Annotated in this window: 16 protein-coding genes and 1 CRISPR repeat array; of the genes, 13 read left to right on the plus strand and 3 right to left on the minus strand. The window is 53.7% G+C overall.

Features of this window, described 5'->3' with window-relative positions; translation table 11 throughout:
- Positions 1-594: 594 nt before the first annotated feature.
- From C5523_RS05255 to C5523_RS05285, 7 genes are all read left to right on the plus strand, one after another.
- On the plus strand, positions 595-924 hold the full coding sequence (locus tag C5523_RS05255) for a YqcC family protein (protein WP_039077097.1): 330 nt from the start codon (positions 595-597) through the stop codon (positions 922-924).
- Complete coding sequence (truC, locus tag C5523_RS05260; protein WP_108700703.1) at positions 924-1706, plus strand: tRNA pseudouridine(65) synthase TruC; 783 nt, start codon at positions 924-926, stop codon at positions 1704-1706. The genes C5523_RS05255 and truC overlap by 1 nt, the downstream gene beginning before the upstream one ends.
- Before the next feature lie 17 nt (positions 1707-1723).
- Positions 1724-2173, plus strand: coding sequence for a flavodoxin (locus tag C5523_RS05265; protein WP_039077081.1), 450 nt, complete (start codon positions 1724-1726; stop codon positions 2171-2173).
- A 491-nt stretch (positions 2174-2664) separates the two neighbouring features.
- Positions 2665-4017 carry an MFS transporter gene (locus C5523_RS05270; protein WP_039077080.1) on the plus strand — a complete coding sequence of 451 codons (1353 nt, stop codon included), beginning with the start codon at positions 2665-2667 and terminating at the stop codon, positions 4015-4017.
- Between the two features lie 2 nt (positions 4018-4019).
- Positions 4020-5360, plus strand: a complete 1341-nt coding sequence (locus C5523_RS05275) for an enolase C-terminal domain-like protein (protein WP_039077079.1) — start codon at positions 4020-4022, stop codon at positions 5358-5360.
- A gap of 19 nt (positions 5361-5379) precedes the next feature.
- On the plus strand, positions 5380-6720 hold the full coding sequence (gudD, locus tag C5523_RS05280) for a glucarate dehydratase (RefSeq protein WP_103245282.1): 1341 nt from the start codon (positions 5380-5382) through the stop codon (positions 6718-6720).
- An 87-nt stretch (positions 6721-6807) separates the two neighbouring features.
- On the plus strand, positions 6808-7947 hold the full coding sequence (locus C5523_RS05285) for a glycerate kinase (protein ID WP_071193826.1): 1140 nt from the start codon (positions 6808-6810) through the stop codon (positions 7945-7947).
- 49 nt (positions 7948-7996) lie between these two features.
- Here C5523_RS05285 and barA read toward each other — a convergent pair whose 3' ends face one another.
- Positions 7997-10747 carry a two-component sensor histidine kinase BarA gene (barA, locus tag C5523_RS05290; RefSeq protein ID WP_039077705.1) on the minus strand — a complete coding sequence of 917 codons (2751 nt, stop codon included), beginning with the start codon at positions 10745-10747 and terminating at the stop codon, positions 7997-7999.
- 56 nt (positions 10748-10803) lie between these two features.
- Here barA and rlmD point away from each other — a divergent pair, with 56 nt between their 5' ends.
- The 5 genes from rlmD to eno all read left to right on the plus strand — a co-directional run bounded on the left by rlmD (position 10804) and on the right by eno (position 18492).
- The gene (gene rlmD, locus C5523_RS05295) at positions 10804-12102 is read left to right on the plus strand and encodes a 23S rRNA (uracil(1939)-C(5))-methyltransferase RlmD (protein WP_108700704.1); all 1299 of its coding nucleotides are present in this window, start codon (positions 10804-10806) and stop codon (positions 12100-12102) included.
- A gap of 52 nt (positions 12103-12154) precedes the next feature.
- Entirely contained in the window at positions 12155-14395 is a 2241-nt protein-coding gene (gene relA / locus C5523_RS05300) for a GTP diphosphokinase (protein ID WP_039077703.1), read from the plus strand.
- Between the two features lie 67 nt (positions 14396-14462).
- Positions 14463-15254, plus strand: a complete 792-nt coding sequence (gene mazG, locus C5523_RS05305; RefSeq protein ID WP_108700705.1) for a nucleoside triphosphate pyrophosphohydrolase — start codon at positions 14463-14465, stop codon at positions 15252-15254.
- 223 nt (positions 15255-15477) lie between these two features.
- Positions 15478-17115 (plus strand): glutamine hydrolyzing CTP synthase, encoded by a 1638-nt coding sequence (gene pyrG / locus C5523_RS05310; RefSeq protein WP_039077701.1) that lies wholly within the window; start codon positions 15478-15480, stop codon positions 17113-17115.
- A gap of 78 nt (positions 17116-17193) precedes the next feature.
- Positions 17194-18492: a phosphopyruvate hydratase gene (gene eno / locus C5523_RS05315; RefSeq protein WP_039077700.1), complete on the plus strand. Its 1299-nt coding sequence runs from the start codon at positions 17194-17196 to the stop codon at positions 18490-18492.
- A 65-nt stretch (positions 18493-18557) separates the two neighbouring features.
- On the opposite strand, the gene C5523_RS05320 is transcribed toward eno, so the two are convergent.
- The gene (locus tag C5523_RS05320; RefSeq protein ID WP_071193823.1) at positions 18558-19667 is read right to left on the minus strand and encodes an SDR family oxidoreductase; all 1110 of its coding nucleotides are present in this window, start codon (positions 19665-19667) and stop codon (positions 18558-18560) included.
- Between the two features lie 417 nt (positions 19668-20084).
- On the opposite strand from C5523_RS05320, the gene queE reads away from it, so the two are divergent.
- Positions 20085-20756 carry a 7-carboxy-7-deazaguanine synthase QueE gene (gene queE / locus C5523_RS05325; RefSeq protein ID WP_039077698.1) on the plus strand — a complete coding sequence of 224 codons (672 nt, stop codon included), beginning with the start codon at positions 20085-20087 and terminating at the stop codon, positions 20754-20756.
- 263 nt (positions 20757-21019) lie between these two features.
- A CRISPR array of direct repeats spans positions 21020-21231; the repeat unit is 29 nt; unit sequence GTGTTCCCCGCGCGAGCGGGGATAAACCG.
- A 48-nt stretch (positions 21232-21279) separates the two neighbouring features.
- On the opposite strand, the gene queD is transcribed toward queE, so the two are convergent.
- Positions 21280-21642, minus strand: coding sequence for a 6-carboxytetrahydropterin synthase QueD (gene queD / locus C5523_RS05330; protein WP_108700706.1), 363 nt, complete (start codon positions 21640-21642; stop codon positions 21280-21282).
- Between the last annotated feature and the right edge of the window lies 1 nt (position 21643).

The following is a 21643-nucleotide window of genomic DNA, read 5'->3' on the forward strand; positions in this document are numbered from 1 at the left end:
AGAGATCGCCTGCTTGCTTTCCTATGGTCTACGTCTCTTTATTAGTTTTTTATAATAAAATCAATAAATTGAAAATAATAACCTTAGTCAAATTATAGTTAGCAGGGGAAATATTTGCCTTAGGCGCACTTGTAAGACGAAGAGGAATGGGTAATTCTATCTGCGTCGACAAGGAGTCGCACACTGAAACGAACATCAGGATGATGTTGTTTCGAGACGGGATACACCAGGATGGTGCTTCACGGACAGGCTTCTGGATGAAGTAAAAGGGAAAATGCAGGAACGCATTAAAGGACACCTCCAGGAGGGAGAACGAGAGCCGGTCAGGATGTTCGGTGGATCAGGAAGATCAAGGACACGCTTTACGGATGAGGCTAATCCACATCGAGGTGGTGTGGGCAGGATGCGCTAGTTTAAGGATGAACAAGGGTCAGGAGACCCGCAGGAAAAGTTGTCAAGGATGAGCAGGGAGCACGAAAAGTAGCTGGATTGCTGCGAAACGAACCGGGAGCACTGTTTTTACAGTGCTCCCTTTTTTTATTTCTCGCTACAGATGCTATCCTGCGCGCCAGTTCGTTTGTTATCGAGGTTTTCATGACGCTTCCTTCCCGCGTGCGCCAGCAATTACAGCTTATCGAGGCGCTGTTACGTGAGCATAACCAATGGCAGTCCGTTGCGCCGGATGCCAGCGTGTTCAACAGTACTCAACCTTTCTGTATGGATACCCTCGAACCGTACGAGTGGCTGCAATGGGTGTTGATTCCCCGCATGCACGCCTTGCTGGACGGTGAGCATCCGCTGCCTGAATCCTTCGCTATTGCGCCTTACTATGAAATTGCGCTCGAGGCGACGCATCCCGCGCGTGATGTCATTCTTGTGCAATTGCAAGAGCTCGACGCGCTCTTCTCAAATGATGATGCCTGATGCTTGAGATTATCTATCAGGACGAATGGCTGGTTGCGGTGAATAAACCCTCAGGCTGGCTGGTACACCGAAGCTGGCTTGATCGGGATGAAAAAGTGGTGGTGATGCAAACCGTCCGCGACCAGATAGGCCAGCATGTCTTTACTGCACATCGTCTCGACAGACCGACCTCCGGTGTATTGCTGATGGGGCTGTCGAGCGAGGCGGGGCGTCTTCTGGCGCAGCAATTTGAGCAGCACCAAATTCAGAAGCGCTACCATGCGATCGTGCGCGGCTGGCTGATGGACGAGGCGGTGCTGGATTATCCGCTGGTTGAAGAGCTGGATAAAATCGCGGACAAATTTGCCCGGGAAGATAAAGGCCCACAGCCAGCGGTGACGCATTATCGCGGCATGGCGACGACCGAAATGCCGGTGGCGACCAGTAAATTTCCGACCACACGTTACGGCCTGGTCGAACTGCTCCCACAAACCGGGCGTAAGCATCAGCTCCGTCGCCATCTCGCCCATTTACGCCATCCGATTATCGGCGACAGTAAACACGGTGATTTGCGTCAGAACCGCAGTGCGGCAGAACATTTTGGCTGTAACCGACTGATGCTCCATGCCAGTCAGTTAACGCTTACTCACCCCTTTACCGGCGAACCGCTGACGCTGCATGCCGGGCTGGATGATGTCTGGATGCGGGCGTTGTCGCAGTTTGGCTGGCTGGGGCTTCTCCCTGACAATGAAAGGGTTGAGTTTGTCTCGCGGTGCGGTCAGGATGGCGGGATTCACATTTAACGCAAGGAGTGAGCACCATGGCGGAAGTCGGAATTTTCGTTGGCACCATGTACGGCAATGCGTTGCTGGTGGCCGAAGAGGCGCAAACGATTCTGGGCGAACAAGGGCACAGCGCCACCGTATTTGAAGATCCGGAACCTGCGGACTGGGATGCTTATAAAGATAAGTATGCGCTGGTGGTGACATCAACGACCGGGCAGGGTGATTTGCCGGACAGCATTGTGCCGTTGTTTCAGTACATTCGTGACAAAATCGGCTATCAGCCAGCGCTGCGTTATTGTGTGATTGCCCTGGGCGACAGCACCTATACAAATTTCTGCGGCGGCGGAAAACAGTTTGACGCGTTATTGCAGGAACAAAGTGCGCAGCGCGTGGGAGACGTTTTGCTGATCGATGCCAGCGAGGATCCCGAGCCTGAGTCGGTTTCTAACCCGTGGGTGGAACACTGGGCGACATTGTTAAAATGAGGTTTTGCCCTCCCCCTACAGGAGGGCAACCCACTTATCTGGCGGTAAGCGGTAAAATAGCGACGCGGCACATTATGCGGCAACTGAATCGAGTAAGCATTGGGCGTTTGCCAGTAAAAACCCTCTTCTCCTGAGGGGTAAAAAGTGCATTTACACTGCGTCAAGCGATGCGTTTCACATTATTCAAAACAGGCTGACTTTTAACCAAATGTTAGCGCCTCAACTTTTCATTTCCGTGAGTTAGTCCCCATCCCCCTGGGCTTTTGCAAGAAACCTTCATGCCGTGACCACACAATGTTGTGTTGTTGCACGGTGAGTGTTCAGGTACCCCTTTTTATACTTTTCCCGCAAGTTAAAAAAACGCAGTACGCAGGGAATAGCGACCCGGCAGTAAAACTGCAAAAAACACAAATACATCATTCGGTTCACCCCTACAGGTTGTCCTGTTCCGGATGAATGTACATGAACATTTATGCTTCGGGAGTACAACAATGAGTACATTAAGCCAAGCAGCGAGCAGCGCTGAAAAGCGTACCAATGCTCGCTACTGGATAGTGGTGATGTTGTTTATCGTCACATCCTTCAACTACGGTGACCGCGCCACGCTGTCAATCGCCGGGTCAGAAATGGCCAAAGATATCGGCCTTGATCCAATCGGTATGGGTTATGTTTTCTCCGCGTTTTCCTGGGCCTATGTTATAGGGCAGATTCCGGGTGGCTGGCTGCTTGACCGCTTCGGTTCCAAACGTGTTTATTTCTGGTCCATTTTCATTTGGTCCCTGTTTACCCTGCTGCAAGGGTTTGTCGATGTATTCAGTGGCTTCGGTATCATCGTTGCGCTGTTCACCCTGCGCTTCCTGGTAGGGCTGGCCGAATCGCCATCCTTCCCTGGTAACAGTCGCATCGTCGCGGCCTGGTTCCCGGCACAGGAAAGGGGGACGGCAGTCGCGATTTTCAACTCCGCACAGTACTTCGCAACGGTAATTTTCGCCCCGATTATGGGTTGGTTAACCCATGAGGTGGGTTGGTCGCACGTGTTCTTCTTTATGGGTGGTCTGGGTATCGTTATCAGCTTCATTTGGCTGAAAGTGATTTACGAACCGAACCAGCATCCGAAGGTGAACAAGAAAGAGCTCGAATACATCGCAGAAGGCGGCGCACTGATCAACATGGATCAGAAAAGCGGAAAAGCGAAAGTCCCGTTCAGCGAAAAATGGGGTCAGATCAAGCAACTGCTTGGCTCCCGTATGATGATTGGTGTTTACCTGGGGCAGTATTGCATCAACGCCCTGACATACTTCTTTATCACCTGGTTCCCGGTTTACCTGGTTCAGGCTCGCGGTATGTCTATTTTGAAAGCGGGCTTTATCGCGTCTATCCCGGCAATTTGCGGCTTTGCGGGTGGGGTGCTCGGCGGGATTATCTCTGACTGGTTAATGCGTCGTACGGGTTCTCTGAATATTGCACGTAAAACCCCCATCGTACTTGGCATGTTGCTCTCTATGGTGATGGTGTTCTGTAACTACACCGACGTTGAATGGATGATTATCGGTTTCATGTCCATGGCGTTCTTCGGTAAAGGCATCGGTGCGTTGGGCTGGGCTGTTATGGCCGACACGGCGCCGAAGGAAATCAGCGGTCTGAGCGGTGGTCTGTTCAATATGTTCGGTAACATCTCCGGTATCGTTACCCCGATTGCTATCGGTTACATCGTTGGGACTACAGGCTCGTTTAACGGCGCGCTGATCTACGTTGGTATCCATGCTCTGGTGGCAGTACTGAGCTACCTGGTATTGGTGGGAGATATCAAACGTATCGAATTGAAACCTGTCACAGGACGATAATTATGAGTACGCAAGCAAGCCCCGTTATTACAGATATGAAAGTCATTCCGGTTGCCGGTCATGACAGCATGTTATTGAACATTGGCGGTGCGCATAACGCTTATTTCACACGTAACATCGTGGTACTGACAGACAACGCCGGTAACACCGGCGTTGGCGAAGCACCGGGTGGGGAAGTGATTTACCAGACGCTGGTGGATGCTATTCCGATGGTGCTGGGGCAGGAGGTGGCGCGGCTGAACAAAGTGGTTCAGCGCGTTCATAAGGGTAATCAGGCGAGCGATTTCGATAATTTTGGCAAAGGCGCATGGACGTTTGAACTGCGCGTTAATGCCGTGGCCGCACTTGAAGCCGCACTGCTCGACCTGTTAGGTAAAGCGCTGAACGTGCCGGTCTGCGAGCTGCTGGGGCCGGGCAAGCAGCGTGATGCCGTAACCGTCCTAGGGTATCTGTTCTATATCGGCGACCGCACCAAAACCGACCTGCCATACCTTGATAAAACCGATGGCAATCACGACTGGTACCGTCTGCGTCATCAGGAAGCGATGAACAGCGACGCGGTTGTGCGTCTGGCCGAGGCGTCTCAGGACCGTTACGGTTTTAAAGACTTCAAACTGAAAGGCGGCGTGCTGCCGGGCGAGCAGGAAATTGACGCGGCCCGCGCCCTGAAAAAACGCTTCCCGGATGCGCGTATCACCGTGGACCCGAATGGCGCCTGGCTGCTTGATGAAGCCATTGAACTGTGCAAAGGCCTCCAGGATGTATTGACCTACGCGGAAGATCCGTGTGGCGCAGAGCAGGGCTTCTCCGGGCGTGAAGTGATGGCGGAATTCCGTCGCGCCACCGGTCTGCCCGTTGCCACCAACATGATCGCCACTAACTGGCGTGAAATGGGCCACTCTGTAATGCTGAATGCGGTAGACATCCCTCTTGCGGACCCGCACTTCTGGACGCTCTCCGGGGCGGTACGTGTGGCGCAACTGTGTGATGACTGGGGTCTGACCTGGGGTTGCCACTCCAATAACCACTTCGATATTTCACTGGCGATGTTCACCCACGTTGGCGCGGCGGCGCCGGGTAATCCGACGGCCATCGATACCCACTGGATCTGGCAGGAAGGCGAGGCGCGCCTGACGAAACAGCCGCTGGAAATCAAAGGCGGGCAGATTGCGGTACCGGATGCGCCGGGGCTCGGCGTGGAGATTGACTGGGCGCAGATTGAAAAAGCCCATGCCATCTACAAAAGCCTGCCAGGCGGTGCGCGTAACGACGCTGGTCCGATGCAATACCTGATCCCCGGCTGGAAATTTGACAGAAAACGCCCGGTATTTGGACGTCAGTGACAGAGTAAAAGGATAAAATATGAGCGCTCAATGTTCGACTCCTGTTGTTACGTCAGTGAAGGTCATCCCGGTCGCCGGGCATGACAGCATGCTGATGAACCTGAGCGGTGCGCATGCGCCGTTCTTCACCCGTAACATCGTTATCATCACCGACAACGCCGGCAACACCGGCGTCGGCGAAGTCCCCGGCGGCGAAAAAATCCGCCAGACTCTGGAAGACGCGACGCCGCTGATTGTCGGCAAAACCCTCGGCGCCTACAAAAATGTCCTCAATGAGGTGCGCAGCGCCTTTGCTGACCGTGACGCCGCGGGCCGGGGCCTGCAGACTTTTGACCTGCGCACCACCATCCACGTGGTTACCGCCATTGAATCCGCCATGCTCGACCTGCTGGGCAAACACCTGGGCGTCAACGTCGCCTCCCTGCTCGGTGACGGCCAGCAGCGCAGCGAAGTGGAAATGCTCGGCTACCTGTTCTTCGTCGGCAACCGTAAGGCGACGCCGCTGCCCTACCAGAGCCAGCCGGATGACAAATGCGACTGGTACCGCCTGCGTCATGACGAGGCGATGACCCCGGATGCCGTGGTACGTCTGGCGGAAGCCGCGTATGAAAAATACGGCTTCAATGACTTCAAACTGAAAGGCGGCGTGTTGGCCGGTGAAGAAGAGGCGGAATCCATTGTCGCCCTGGCGAAGCGCTTCCCGCAGGCCCGCGTCACCCTCGACCCGAACGGCGCCTGGTCCCTGAACGAAGCCATCAAAATCGGTAAGTACCTGAAAGGCTCGCTGGCCTATGCGGAAGACCCGTGTGGCGCGGAGCAGGGCTTCTCCGGGCGTGAAGTGATGGCGGAGTTCCGCCGTGCCACCGGCCTGCCGACCGCCACCAACATGATTGCCACCGACTGGCGTCAGATGGGGCACACGCTCTCCCTGCAGTCGGTGGATATCCCGCTGGCGGACCCGCACTTCTGGACCATGCAGGGCTCCGTGCGTGTGGCGCAGATGTGCCACGAGTTTGGCCTGACCTGGGGCTCCCACTCCAACAACCACTTCGACATCTCACTGGCGATGTTCACCCACGTGGCGGCAGCGGCGCCGGGTAAAATCACCGCCATCGACACCCACTGGATCTGGCAGGAAGGCAACCAGCGTCTGACCCGAGAGCCGTTTGAGATTAAAGGCGGGATGGTGCAGGTGCCGACAACGCCGGGTCTGGGCGTGGAGCTGGATATGGATCAGGTGATGAAGGCGCACGAGCTGTATCAGAAACACGGTCTGGGCGCGCGCGACGATGCAATGGGGATGCAGTACCTTATCCCCGGCTGGACGTTCGACAACAAACGTCCTTGCATGGTGCGTTAATGGAATTGCCAGCCCATGCCCGGGCTGGCATTTTCCAGAAGCTTCCGGGTATATGCTTGCGGCAGTGAATATGCGTAAGGATGGCTTATGAAAATAGTTATCGCACCTGACTCTTATAAAGAAAGTTTGAGTGCTCTGGATGTGGCGACCGCGATTGAAAGCGGGTTTCGCGAAATTTTCCCGACGGCTGAATATGTAAAATTGCCGGTTGCGGATGGCGGAGAAGGGACGGTTGAAGCCATGGTTGCCGCGACCTGCGGGCGCATCGTTTCGGTTACAGTCAAAGGCCCGCTTGGCGAACACGTCGACGGATTTTATGGCCTGTCAGGCGACGAAAAATGTGCGTTTATCGAGATGGCGGCGGCCAGCGGCCTTGAACTGGTGCCACCCGCGCAACGCGATCCGCTTGTCACCACCTCATGGGGAACCGGCGAGCTGATTCGCCATGCGCTGGACGCAGGCGTAAAGCATATCATCATCGGGATTGGCGGCAGCGCCACCAACGACGGTGGAGCGGGGATGGTGCAGGCGCTGGGGGCGAAATTGCTGGATAACGAAGATCAGCAGATTGGCCCGGGCGGTGCGGCACTGGAAACGCTCGCCAGGATCGATATTCGTGAGCTGGACAAACGTCTTGCGCAGTGCCGCATTGAAGTGGCCTGCGATGTGACGAACCCGCTGACGGGTAAAGAGGGAGCTTCGGCAATCTTCGGTCCGCAAAAAGGCGCGACACCGAAAATGATCGCCCGGCTGGATCAGGCGCTGGGGCACTATGCGAAGATCATTGCCCGCGATCTGGATCAGGATGTGCTGAACCTTGCAGGTGGTGGCGCGGCAGGGGGAATGGGTGCTGCGCTGTACGCATTCTGCGGCGCGGAACTGCGTCAGGGCATTGAAATCGTGACCGATGCGTTAGCGCTGGATAAACATGTTGCTGATGCCGACCTGGTGATCACTGGCGAAGGTCGTATTGATAGCCAGACGGTGCACGGCAAAGTGCCGGTCGGCGTTGCGAAAGTGGCGAAACGCTATAACGTGCCGGTTATTGGCATTGCGGGTAGTTTGACGGCGGATGTGGGTGTTGTGCACGATCACGGTATTGATGCGGTTTTCAGCGTGATTTATAAAATTTGTACGCTGGAAGATGCGCTGGCCAATGCCGGTGAAAACGTCCGTATGACCGCGCGTAACGTGGCGGCTGTACTGAAAATTGGGCAGGGCAGATAAAACGCTTTGTCCTGGTTATTACCCTCTCTTGTGGGAGAGGGTATCAGGATTATCCCATCATTTTACGGGCATCGCGGGTGACGTTGTCCATCTCATCAAGCAGTTCCAGAAACTCCGGTTCCAGTTCCTCAGCAGGCACACCGCTGCGTAACTGATGCTCAATAAGCTGACAGAGGTTTTTCAGCCGCGGTACGCCGCTGTAACCACAGCTTCCGTGTAGCTTGTGAATCAGATCAAGCAACCCTTCTGGCGCCTCGCCAACCAGTTGTTCTTCCACTTTGTTGCGAATCTCAGGCAGGAAAGCCACCAGCATTTGCAGCATCTCGCGCGCCAGATCCGGTTTTCCCGCCGCCTGACGCAGCGCCAGTTGCCAGTCCAGCGTCACGTCCGCCGGCACGTCGGGTTCGACAGGCTCCGGCGCTGCAACAACATTACTGGCCAGCGCGCCGGGCTTGTAGCGCAGCAGCAAATTGTAAAGCTTGTCTTCTTCAATCGGCTTTGCCAGATAGTCGTTCATGCCTGCGCTCAGCAGCTTCTCTTTCTGCCCCGCCATAGCATGGGCGGTCACCGCAATCACCGGCGTTTGCTGTTGGTGCGGAAGCTGGTGAATCAGCTCACAGGCGCGGATACCGTCCATGCCTGGCATCTGAATATCCATCAAAATGAGATCGAACTGCATCTGCCTGGCCCTTTCCACCGCCTGAGGTCCGCTGTCGCACAATTCAACCTGTTGCACCTGGTCTTCCAGCAGCGCGCCGATCAATTTCAGGTTGGCAGGGTTGTCATCCACCGCCATCACCGTCATCGGCAGCTTGCTCATATCTACCGAGTCCATCTGACGGGTTGAACAGCAATACTCTGTCAGGGCGGGCAGCAGTCGCGTTGAGGTTAACGGTTTGAGCAGACAAGCTGCCGCGCCATCTTGTTTAAGCGCTTCGGCGTTAATCTGGGCGTGGCAGGGCAGCGCCAGCAGCAGATGATCGGTCATCGCCGCGGCGGCAGCGAGTTTCTCATGCTGCATGGTCAGCGGTTCATGGAAGGTGACCGGAACAGACAACAGCAGAATGTCATAGTGATCCGGCGGCAGCGCTGAGAACGACGGACTGTAAATCACTTCGAGCGGTGTGGTGCTCAGTACATCCAGCGTGCTTTGTGCCGCGGCGGCGTTCGGTTCGATATAGGCAAGGCGTTTACCCGCCAGACAACCGGTAACAGGGCCTTCGGAAACCGCGTTCGGGTTCAGGTCCAGGTTGATGTGGAACCAGAAGGTGGAGCCGCGATTAGGCTGGCTGTGGAAAGAGATGTCGCCACCCATTTCGTTGACCAGCCGTTGGGTGATAACCAGCCCCAGGCCGGTACCGCCGTGGCGACGTGAAATACTGGCATCGGCCTGGCGGAATGCCTGGAACAGGCGCGACTGATCCCGCTCCGGAATACCAATCCCGGTATCGCGGATTTGCACCTCAATTTGCACTTTATTGTTACTAATCGAGCGCCGTTCAACGTGGATATCGATATTACCGTTTTCGGTGAATTTGATGGCATTGCCCACCAGATTGGTGATCACCTGTTGCAGGCGCAGCGGGTCGCCAATGACGTTATCCGGCACATCATTTTTGATATTTAGCGTCAGCTCCAGTCCCTTATCGTGAGCGGAGTGCGCCAGCAACGTCACCACATCATCCAGCGCGCTGCGTAACGGGAACGGGATACTCTCCAGAATCAGTTTCCCGGCTTCAAGTTTCGAAAAATCGAGCACATCGTTGATGATAGCCAGCAGGTTGTTGGCCGAGCGTTCAATGGTCAGCATATGGTCGCGCTGTGTGGGATTCAGCTCCGATTTCAGCGTCAGGCGGGTAAAACCGATAACCCCGTTAAGCGGCGTACGCAGCTCGTGCGACATATTAGCCAGAAACTCAGATTTAATACGCGCCGCTTCCTGGGCGCGCTTTTTCGCCAGGTCCAGTTCAACGTTCTGGATCTCCATCTGCTCCAGGGTTTCGCGCAGATCCGAGGTGGACTGATCGATATTGTGCTGCATCTCTTCGTGATAGGCCGCCAGCGACATTGCCATCGAGTTAATGCCGTTCTTAAGCATGTCCAGCTCGCCGAGCATAAACCCCTCCACCCGGCTGTCCAGTTGGCCGCGGCGGATACGGTCTACCGTGTTAACCATATTGCGAATCGGCCCGGTGACATCGCGCATGAGCCGCCAGCCGAAAATGAGCGCAATACCGATACAGAACAAAATCATCAGGCTTGAGATGAAAATTTCTTTGTACTGTTGCAGACGAACGGATTTGAGATCCAGTTCCAGCGCCACATACCCCAGCATATTACCGGCGGGCTTGGCGTCGGATATGGCGGACTCATCCGGCGAGTAACCCTCCGAGATGATAGGCGTGCGCAGGATCATCAGGTCTCCCTTACGCGTTACGCTTAATCGCCGGGGGAGTGCAGACCCGTCTGCGAGGCGTAACTCACCCGGATCGAGCTGAAAATTTGAGGTGACGAACAGATGATTTTGCTCATCGTAAATGGAAATGCCGCGCACGATTTCGGAATGGCGACGGTGCAATACGCTAATCAGTTGCCCAATAGCCTCACGGTCCTGCAACGTCATGCTGTATTCGCTGGAGACGGCGAGCGGTTCAATGATACTGGCACCTGCGTCTTCCAGTTGACGCTGTAAGTCGTTATAGCGGTGAACGACGAAGAAGATACTCAACAGCACACCGATCAATACGGTCGGGGCGAGGATCAGGATCATCATGCGCGCACGCAGGCTGTAGTTGGTCATGGGGTTCCGTTATGGGAGAATGTGGTCATTATCTGTAATTGAGAAAATTCTCGGCAATGGCGCAATTCTACTCTGCAAAACGGCGCGTGACGACGCGTCAGATCATAACTGTCACAGTAAACGACCTCGATACCTTTGGGCAGGGGGGTGCGCGACATAATGGTAAGGCGTTGTTTATCCCCGGATTGTTGCCGCAAGAAACGGCGGAAATTACCCTGATTGAAGACAAGCGACAGTTTGCACGCGGTGAAGTAAAACGCCGTCTGAACGACAGTCCTGACCGTGTTGCGCCGGTATGTCCTCATTTCGGGGTCTGCGGCGGCTGCCAGCAGCAGCATGCGAGTGTGGCCCTGCAACAGCGCAGCAAAAGCGCCGCCCTTGCCCGTTTAATGAAGCACGATGTCGAAGAGGTTATCTGCGCGTCGCCCTGGGCCTATCGGCGTCGGGCGCGCCTGAGTCTAAGCTGGCAGCCTAAAACTCAGCGTCTGGAGATGGGGTTTCGTAAGGCAAATGCCAGCGACATCATTAACGTCTCACGTTGCCCGGTCCTGGTGCCCCGTCTTGAGGCATTACTTGTGCCCTTGCACACCTGTCTGGCGAGCCTAAAAGCGGTGCGCCATTTGGGGCATGTTGAACTGGTGTTGGCGGATAATGGTCCGCTGATGGTTTTGCGCCATACCGCGCCGCTGAGTGCTGCTGACCGGGAAAAACTGGAACGCTTTTCGCATTCCGAGGGACTGGCGCTTTTTCTGGCGCCCGAAAGCGAGATACTTGAACAGGTTACAGGAGAATCTCCCTGGTATAACTCTGACGGGCTACGCTTAACGTTCAGCCCGCGGGATTTTATTCAGGTCAATGACGGCGTAAATCAGCAAATGGTTGCCCGCGCGCTGGCATGGCTGGATGTGCAGCCGGACGATCGCGTACTGGATCTTTTCTGTGGAATGGGCAACTTTACCTTGCCGCTGGCAAAAAGGGCGGCAAGCGTGGTGGGCGTTGAAGGGGTTGGCGAACTGGTCGCGAAAGGGCGTGAAAATGCCCGACAAAATGGTTTGCAGAACGTGACCTTTTTTCATGAAAATCTGGAAGAAGATGTCACAAAGCAGCCGTGGGCGCGTCAGGGTTTTGATAAAATACTTCTTGATCCCGCGCGTGCGGGTGCCGCTGGTGTTATGCAATACATTGTAAAATTAGCGCCCGGCAAAGTAGTGTATGTTTCCTGTAATCCGGCGACGCTCGCGCGTGACAGCGAAGCGTTAGTCAATGCGGGTTACCAGATTAAGCGGCTGGCGATGCTGGATATGTTCCCGCACACTGGGCATCTGGAATCCATGGTGTTATTCGAGCACAAGTGATTAATTTCGGCTTGTCGAGTTCGACAGGCTCGGTCCCTTAAAGGAGAGGACAATGGTTGCGGTAAGAAGTGCGCATTTGAACAAAGCGGGTGAATTCGATCCTAAGAAGTGGATCGCCAGTCTGGGTATCTCCAGCCAGCCGTCGTGTGAACGCTTAGCCGAAACCTGGGAATATTGTCTGCGACAAACACAGGGACATCCTCACGCCGATCTGCTGTTATGGCGCGGTGTTGAGATGGTGGAAATTCTCTCCATGCTTAGTATGGATCTCGATACGCTGCGAGCGGCGCTGCTGTTCCCGCTGGCAGATGCCGATGTCGTCAGTGAAGATACCCTGCGTGAAAGCGTGGGCAAATCGATTGTCGAGCTTATCCATGGCGTCCGGGATATGGCGGCTATTCGGCAGTTGAAAGCCACCCATACCGATTCCGTCTCCTCTGAGCAGGTGGATAACGTGCGGCGTATGCTGCTGGCGATGGTGGACGATTTCCGCTGTGTCGTCATCAAGATTGCCGAACGTATTGCCCATCTGCGTGAAGTGAAAGAAGCGCCGGAAGACGAACGCGTGCTGGCGGCGAAAGAGTGTACAAACATCTATGCGCCGCTGGCCAACCGCTTAGGGATCGGTCAGCTTAAATGGGAACTGGAAGATTACTGCTTCCGCTATCTGCATCCGGCGGAATACAAACGCATCGCCAAATTGCTGCATGAGCGCCGTATCGACCGCGAGCACTACATCGAAGAGTTTGTTGGGCACCTGCGTTCAGAAATGAAAGAAGAGGGCGTAAAAGCTGAGGTTTATGGCCGTCCTAAGCATATCTACAGCATCTGGCGCAAAATGCAGAAGAAGCATCTCGCCTTCGATGAACTGTTTGATGTCCGGGCGGTGCGCATCGTTGCCGAGCGTCTGCAGGATTGCTATGCCGCGCTCGGTATCGTCCACACCCATTATCGCCACCTGCCGGATGAGTTCGATGATTATGTCGCGAATCCGAAACCGAACGGCTACCAGTCTATCCACACGGTAGTTTTAGGGCCGGGGGGCAAAACCGTAGAAATCCAGATTCGTACCCGGCAGATGCATGAAGACGCCGAGCTGGGCGTGGCCGCGCACTGGAAGTACAAAGAGGGCGCAACGACAGGCACCAACAGCGGCGGTCGTGGTTATGAAGACCGCATCGCGTGGCTGCGTAAACTGATTGCCTGGCAAGAAGAGATGGCCGATTCGGGCGAAATGCTCGATGAGGTACGCAGCCAGGTGTTCGACGATCGGGTCTATGTGTTTACGCCGAAAGGCGATGTGGTGGACTTGCCTGCCGGCTCCACGCCGCTCGACTTCGCTTACCATATCCACAGCGATGTGGGGCACCGTTGCATTGGGGCGAAAATCAGCGGACGTATCGTACCGTTCACCTATCAGTTGCAGATGGGCGATCAGATAGAAATCATCACCCAGAAGCAGCCGAACCCGAGTCGTGACTGGCTGAACCCGAACCTGGGGTACGTTACTACCAGCCGTGGCCGTTCCAAAATCCATGCCTGGTTCCGTAAGCAGGATCGGGATAAAAACGTCCTCGCAGGTCGTCAGATCCTTGATGACGAACTGGCACATCTCGGTATCAGCCTGAAAGAGGCGGAAAAACAGCTACTGCCGCGTTACAACTTTAACGATCTGGAAGAACTGCTGGCGGCGATTGGCGGCGGCGATATTCGCCTCAACCAGATGGTCAACTTCCTGCAGTCGCAGTTCAACAAGCCGAGCGCGGAAGAGCAGGATGCCGCGGCACTGAAACAGTTGCAGCAGAAGACCTACGCGCCGCAAAACCGTAGCAAAGATAATGGCCGGGTAGTGGTGGAAGGGGTGGGTAACCTGATGCATCACATTGCACGCTGCTGCCAGCCGATCCCCGGTGATGACATTGTTGGTTTTATCACCCAGGGCCGTGGGATTTCTATTCACCGGGCGGACTGCGACCAACTCGAAGAGCTGCGCACCCACGCGCCTGAGCGCATCGTCGATGCAGTGTGGGGGGAAAGCTACTCGGCAGGTTACTCGCTGGTGGTGCGTGTGACCGCCAACGATCGCAGCGGATTGCTGCGCGATATCACGACCATTCTCGCTAACGAGAAAGTTAACGTTCTGGGCGTCGCCAGCCGCAGTGATACCAAAGAGCAACTGGCCACTATCGATATGAATATTGAAATCTACAACCTGCAGGTGCTTGGCCGTGTGCTTGGCAAGCTGAACCAGGTGCCGGACGTTATCGACGCGCGTCGATTGCACGGCGGTTAAATCCACTCTTCTGTAAGCCGGGTAAGGCGACGCCGCCACCCGGCATTTTTTTCATCAGGACAGAACTATGACTCAAATCACCCGCCTGCTGGGCATCATGCAACGTCTGCGCGACCCGGAAAATGGCTGTCCGTGGGATAAAGAACAGACCTTTGCCACCATCGCACCCTATACCCTGGAAGAGACGTATGAAGTGCTGGATGCTATTTCCCGTGAGGATTTCGACGATTTACGCGGCGAATTAGGCGATTTACTGTTCCAGGTGGTGTTTTATGCACAAATGGCCCAGGAGCAAAATCTGTTCAACTTCGACGATGTGTGTGCGGCCATCAGTGACAAGCTGGAGCGCCGTCATCCGCATATTTTTGGTGACGCGCAGGCGGAAAACAGCAGTGAAGTGCTGGCCCGCTGGGAGCAGATTAAAAGCGCTGAACGCGCCGAAAAGTCACAGCATTCCGCGCTGGATGACATTCCTCATAGCCTCCCGGCATTGATGCGTGCCCACAAAATCCAGAAGCGCTGCGCAACCGTGGGCTTTGACTGGACCTCCCTGGGACCGGTGCTGGACAAAGTCTACGAAGAAATCGACGAAGTGATGGATGAGGCAAAACAGGCTGTCGTGGATGAGGCGAAACTGGAAGAAGAGATGGGCGATTTGTTGTTCGCAACGGTCAATCTTTCGCGTCATTTGGGGGTAAAAGCGGAAGTCGCCTTGCAAAAAGCGAACCTGAAATTTGAACGTCGTTTCCGCGAAGTTGAGCGGATCGTTGCCGCTCGCGGCCTGGAAATGAGCGGAATCGACCTGGAAGCGATGGAAGAGGTATGGCAGCAGGTAAAACGCCAGGAAACTGATATCTAAAGATATTATGCTTTCAAGTGCGATTTGTATGATTTTTTAAATAACAAGCGCTTGATTTACGTCAAAATCATTTTGCTGAAAGTGGCTATTTTCTCACTCCTTATTACAGGTGAGGTTAGGGATAAGGGGTGAGAATGAAAGTTTGTGAGGCACGCCCTGTTCAGGTATACTACTTTCCCGTCCTGGTTATTCCATCGTTTCACCCTAACTTCTCAGGTTCAGCATGACAACGAACTATATTTTTGTGACCGGCGGGGTCGTATCCTCTCTGGGTAAAGGCATTGCCGCAGCCTCCCTCGCAGCCATTCTTGAAGCCCGTGGCCTCAATGTGACCATGATGAAACTGGATCCATATATTAACGTCGATCCGGGTACCATGAGCCCAATCCAACACGGGGAAGTGTTCGTTACCGAAGACGGCGCTGAAACCGATCTGGACCTGGGTCACTATGAGCGTTTCATCCGCACCAAGATGACCCGTCGTAACAACTTCACGACTGGCCGTATCTATTCCGAAGTGCTGCGCAAAGAGCGCCGTGGCGACTACCTGGGCGCGACCGTTCAGGTTATTCCGCACATCACCAATGCTATCAAAGAGCGCATCATCGAAGGCGGTGAAGGCCATGATGTGGTGCTGGTGGAAATCGGCGGTACCGTAGGCGATATCGAATCGCTGCCGTTCCTCGAAGCGATTCGCCAGATGGCCGTTGAAGTGGGTCGCGAACGCACACTGTATATGCACCTGACGCTGGTGCCTTACATGGCCGCTTCGGGTGAAGTCAAAACCAAGCCGACTCAGCACTCAGTAAAAGAGCTGCTTTCTATCGGTATTCAGCCTGACATTCTGATTTGTCGTTCCGATCGTGCCGTGCCGGCAAACGAGCGTGCAAAGATTGCTTTGTTCTGTAATGTTCCGGAAAAGGCGGTTATCTCCCTTAAAGACGTCGATTCCATTTATAAAATTCCGGGCCTGTTGAAATCGCAGGGGCTGGACGATTATATTTGTAAACGATTCAGCTTGAACTGCCCGGAAGCAAATCTGGCCGAATGGGAACAGGTTATTTACCAGCAGGCGAACCCGGTAGACGAAGTCACCATCGGTATGGTCGGTAAGTATATTGAACTGCCGGATGCCTATAAGTCAGTTATCGAAGCGCTGAAACACGGTGGCCTGAAAAATCGTGTTACCGTCAACATCAAACTGATCGATTCGCAAGATGTTGAAACACGTGGTGTCGAAATTCTGAAAGGTCTGGATGCTATCCTGATCCCTGGCGGTTTCGGTTATCGCGGTGTGGAAGGTAAGATCGCCACTGCACGCTACGCGCGTGAAAACAATATTCCTTATCTGGGCATCTGCCTGGGGATGCAGGTTGCGCTGATCGAGTTTGCTCGCAACGTTGCAGGTATGGAGAACGCCAACTCGACGGAATTTGTGCCAGACTGTAAGTACCCGGTTGTGGCGCTCATTACCGAATGGCGTGATGAAGAAGGCAAGATTGAAGTACGTTCGGAAAAGAGCGATCTCGGTGGCACCATGCGCCTCGGCGCACAGCAGTGCCAGCTTGGCGACGACAGCCTGGTCCGTCAACTGTATGGCGAGCCGACCATTGTCGAACGCCATCGCCATCGCTATGAAGTGAACAATCTGCTGTTGAAACAAATTGAAGCTGCGGGTCTGCGTGTTGCAGGCCGTTCCGGCGATGATCAGTTGGTCGAGATCATCGAGGTGCCAAATCATCCGTGGTTTGTCGCTTGTCAGTTCCACCCGGAATTTACTTCTACGCCGCGTGATGGGCACCCACTGTTTGCAGGCTTCGTGAAAGCCGCCAGTGAGTACCAGAAGCGTCAGGCGAAGTAAGAGTTAGAACGGCAGTGCACCCAAATGGGTGCACTGTTTGTCTGGAGTTTTAGTTTAACTTGTACTGAGGAAATCCTAATGTCCAAAATCGTTAAAGTCATCGGTCGTGAAATCATCGACTCCCGTGGTAACCCGACTGTTGAAGCCGAAGTACACCTGGAAGGTGGTTTCGTTGGTCTGGCAGCTGCTCCGTCAGGCGCTTCTACCGGTTCCCGCGAAGCGCTGGAACTGCGTGATGGCGACAAATCCCGCTTCATGGGTAAAGGCGTACTGAAAGCGGTTGGCGCGGTTAACGGCCCGATCGCTCAGGCAATCCTGGGCAAAGATGCCAAAGATCAGGCTGGCATTGACAAGATCATGATCGACCTGGACGGTACTGAAAACAAATCTAACTTCGGTGCTAACGCAATCCTGGCTGTTTCTCTGGCGACTGCTAAAGCTGCTGCTGCCTCTAAAGGCCTGCCGCTGTACGCACACATCGCTGAACTGAACGGCACCCCGGGCAAATACTCCATGCCGGTTCCGATGATGAACATCATCAACGGTGGTGAGCACGCTGACAACAACGTAGACATTCAGGAATTCATGATTCAGCCGGTTGGCGCGAAATCCCTGAAAGAAGCGGTACGTATGGGTTCAGAAGTGTTCCATAACCTGGCTAAAGTTCTGAAATCCAAAGGTATGAACACGGCTGTTGGTGACGAAGGCGGCTATGCGCCGAACCTGGGTTCTAACGCTGAAGCGCTGGCTGTTATCGCAGAAGCTGTTAAAGCTGCGGGTTACGAGCTGGGCAAAGACATCACTCTGGCGATGGACTGCGCGGCTTCTGAATTCTACAAAGACGGTAAATACGTTCTGGCTGGCGAAGGCAACAAAGCATTCACCTCCGAAGAATTCACTCACTTCCTGGAAGACCTGACCAAACAGTACCCGATCGTGTCCATCGAAGATGGTCTGGACGAGTCTGACTGGGCTGGCTTTGCTTACCAGACCAAAGTTCTGGGCGACAAAATCCAGCTGGTTGGTGACGACCTGTTCGTAACTAACACCAAAATCCTGAAAGAAGGCATCGAAAAAGGCATCGTTAACTCCATCCTGATCAAATTCAACCAGATCGGTTCTCTGACCGAAACTCTGGCTGCGATCAAAATGGCGAAAGACGCTGGCTACACTGCTGTCATCTCTCACCGTTCTGGCGAAACTGAAGACGCTACCATCGCTGACCTGGCTGTTGGTACCGCTGCTGGCCAGATCAAAACTGGCTCTATGAGCCGTTCTGACCGCGTAGCTAAATACAACCAGTTGATTCGTATCGAAGAAGCTCTGGGTGAACAAGCGCCGTACAACGGTCGTAAAGAGATCAAAGGTCAGGCATAAGCCTGTCTTTCTCTGAAATGAAAATGCCAGCCCTCGGGCTGGCATTTTTTTACCTGCAATAACCGTTATTTAAAATCGACGGCCATTTGCTGCGGAATGGAAAGTCCGCGGGTGGTCTGTACGCACTGAGCGATATAATCGGTAAAGCGTGGCGGCTTCGGCATGCCCAGCTCTATGAGCTTGTCATTGCTAAAGCGGACATTCAGCATGGCGAACGCACCGTACAAACGCATGGCTTTAAGCATCAGGCGCTCGTTGCAGGGGCCGAAGATGTTTTTCAATTCACGGCGCATCTTCACCAGCGTCTCGTAGCTAACCTGCGTGTAGACATCTTTAACCGGTACCGTTTCCAGCGCGGACGCCATCGCGGCATCAATATCAGAAAACTTCACGCTGTTCTCTTCGCCTGCGGAGATATGAATGACCTCACCCGCCGGGATGTCGCTTTTCAGCATCATGATCAACGCGTCGGCGCAATAGTCCACCGGCACCACATCAATACGGTCTTCCAGTGAGCACATGAATTTTTGCAGCATCAGCGCCATGCTGAATACCCAGAAGATACTGCTGGAGGGTTGGCAGCCGTAATGCGTATGCCCCACCACTATAGACGGACGTGCGATAACCAGCGGCAGATCCGGATAGGTTTTGCGCATCAGGTGTTCGATGGTGGATTTGGAGTGGGTGTACTCCACCAGGTGCTCGGCGTTTTCTTTGAATTCCTGGCTCTCATAGACCAGCGAATCGGCTTCTGGCGCACACGACATAGCGGTGCCGACATGCAGGAAACGCTGTAGCCCCTGTACTTTCGCCATACGTCCGGCAAAGGCCAGAGTGCCTTCCACGTTCACTTTCCAGATGAGCGGGTTGTTGCCAAAAGAGGCGACGGCTGCGCAGTTCAGCACGTGGGTGACACTGTCCAGACGCGGGTCGTCCAGAAATTGCTCCGGCGTACCCAGATCACCGATGATGATATGTTCGCAGGTCAGACGGGAGAGGATAGATTCGCTGATATTGAATTTGCGCATGTTCTCTTTTACGCGCTCAACGCCAGCCTGGCTATCCGTTGCCCTGACTAAAAGTAAATAGTTGATTTGACTATCATCATTAAGTATTTTCTCAAACACTGCACCACCGAGGAATCCGGTGACGCCGGTGATCAGTAGAGTTTTCATGATCGCATGCTCATTGTTGTTAATTCGCGGATTGTATTCAGCGAAAATTAAACAATGCTTAAATAAGAGAGGCGGAAATAAATCGATTTCTTAAGGTGATTTTAAGCTTTAAATGCGGAACAAGTTTAATTGGACAGACAAACGCAGAAATAAATTCATTAAAAATAAAAATATTTATAACATATTGAAATTAAAGTATTTTTATTCTCTGGTTTAGCGTTTTATTTTAATGGTTTTCTTATATAAATGAGCGTTACTGAAATAATTAATTACAAATAAAATGATGCTAAGCCTGCTATCCATTGTCCATTTTTTTGCTTTATTTCGATGACAATCACGCAACATTTACCCCTGCCTCAACTCGCCCTCAAGAGCGAAATCTGTAATAATTAATGTTTTCCCCGATCAGAGTTGATTATGCAGTACCCGATTAATGAGATGTTCCAGACCTTGCAAGGCGAGGGCTATTTTACCGGCGTTCCCGCCATTTTTATTCGTTTACAGGGATGCCCGGTTGGTTGCGCCTGGTGCGACACCAAACATACCTGGGATAAGCTTGAAGATCGGGAAGTCTCCCTCTACAGCATTCTGGCCAAGACCAAAGAGAGCGATAAATGGGGCGCGGCGAGCAGTGAAGATCTGCTGGCAATTATTGAGCGTCAGGGCTGGACTGCGCGCCATGTGGTGATTACCGGTGGCGAACCTTGTATCCACGATCTGATTCCATTGACTCATCTTCTGGAAAAACAGGGGTTCAGTTGCCAGATTGAGACCAGCGGTACCCATGAAGTGCGCACGTCTCATGCGACCTGGGTCACCGTGTCACCGAAGGTAAATATGCGCGGAGGCTATGACATCCTCCAGCAGGCGCTGGAACGCGCCGATGAGATCAAACACCCGGTTGGACGTACCCGAGACATTGAGGCGCTTGATGAGCTTCTGACGCAACTGACCGATGACAAACACCGGGTCATTGCATTGCAGCCTATCAGCCAAAAAGACGACGCCACCCGCTTGTGCATTGAAACCTGTATCGCCCGCAACTGGCGGCTGTCGATGCAAACGCATAAGTATCTGAATATTGCCTGATTCGGTTTCTGCCGGTGTTATTGCACCGACAAGACAGGTATTACCTGAGCGCCCGGCCTTATGGCCGGGCGTTTTCGTTTACCTGCCCGGCAGGCAGGATATAGGTTTGTGAAACAACGATGTTCGGTGAAATCAGCTTTTGCCTGCGGTGTGTTTTTATTTTGATTAATAATCAATGGGTTAATTATTCAGCTTACGTCGATAAAATCGGTAGAATTTGAGCTGTGATAAATAATTCTATAATTCAATGGGTTAAATTTAGAGTGTTCCCCGCGCGAGCGGGGATAAACCGCCGAGCCGTTCCCGCGCTTCCCGGAAGTAGTTGTGTTCCCCGCGCGAGCGGGGATAAACCGTTAACAATATCAAACATGATAACGCCAGTGCTGTGTTCCCCGCGCGAGCGGGGATAAACCGTACGCAAAAACGAGATGTTAGGCATCCCGATGGTGTTCCCCGCGCGAGCGGGGATAAACCGAGCCATAAAATCAGCGCACTCAGGTGCGCTGACGACACAGAAGCGAAATTACTCGCCGCGGTAGATACACCCTGCGGTGCAGGTCTCTTTGATCATCACGGCGCTCAGCAGCGGAACGATGGGTTTCAACTGATCCCAAATCCATTTTGCCAGTACTTCGCTGGTCGGGTTCTCAAGGCCCGGGATATCGTTAAGATAGTAGTGATCCAGACTATCATAGGTCGGTTTGAACGCCGCCTTAAGCTCAGCAAAATCCATGATCCAGCCCGTATGCGGATCCACCTCGCCGGTGATCTCCAGACGCACCATAAATGAGTGACCATGAAGACGACCGCATTTATGCCCTGCTGGAACATGTGGCAAACGGTGAGCGGCTTCAAACATGAAATCTTTAAATAACGTGGTGGACATT

The organism is Phytobacter sp. SCO41 (genome assembly GCF_003073275.1).
GTDB lineage: Bacteria > Pseudomonadota > Gammaproteobacteria > Enterobacterales > Enterobacteriaceae > Phytobacter > Phytobacter diazotrophicus.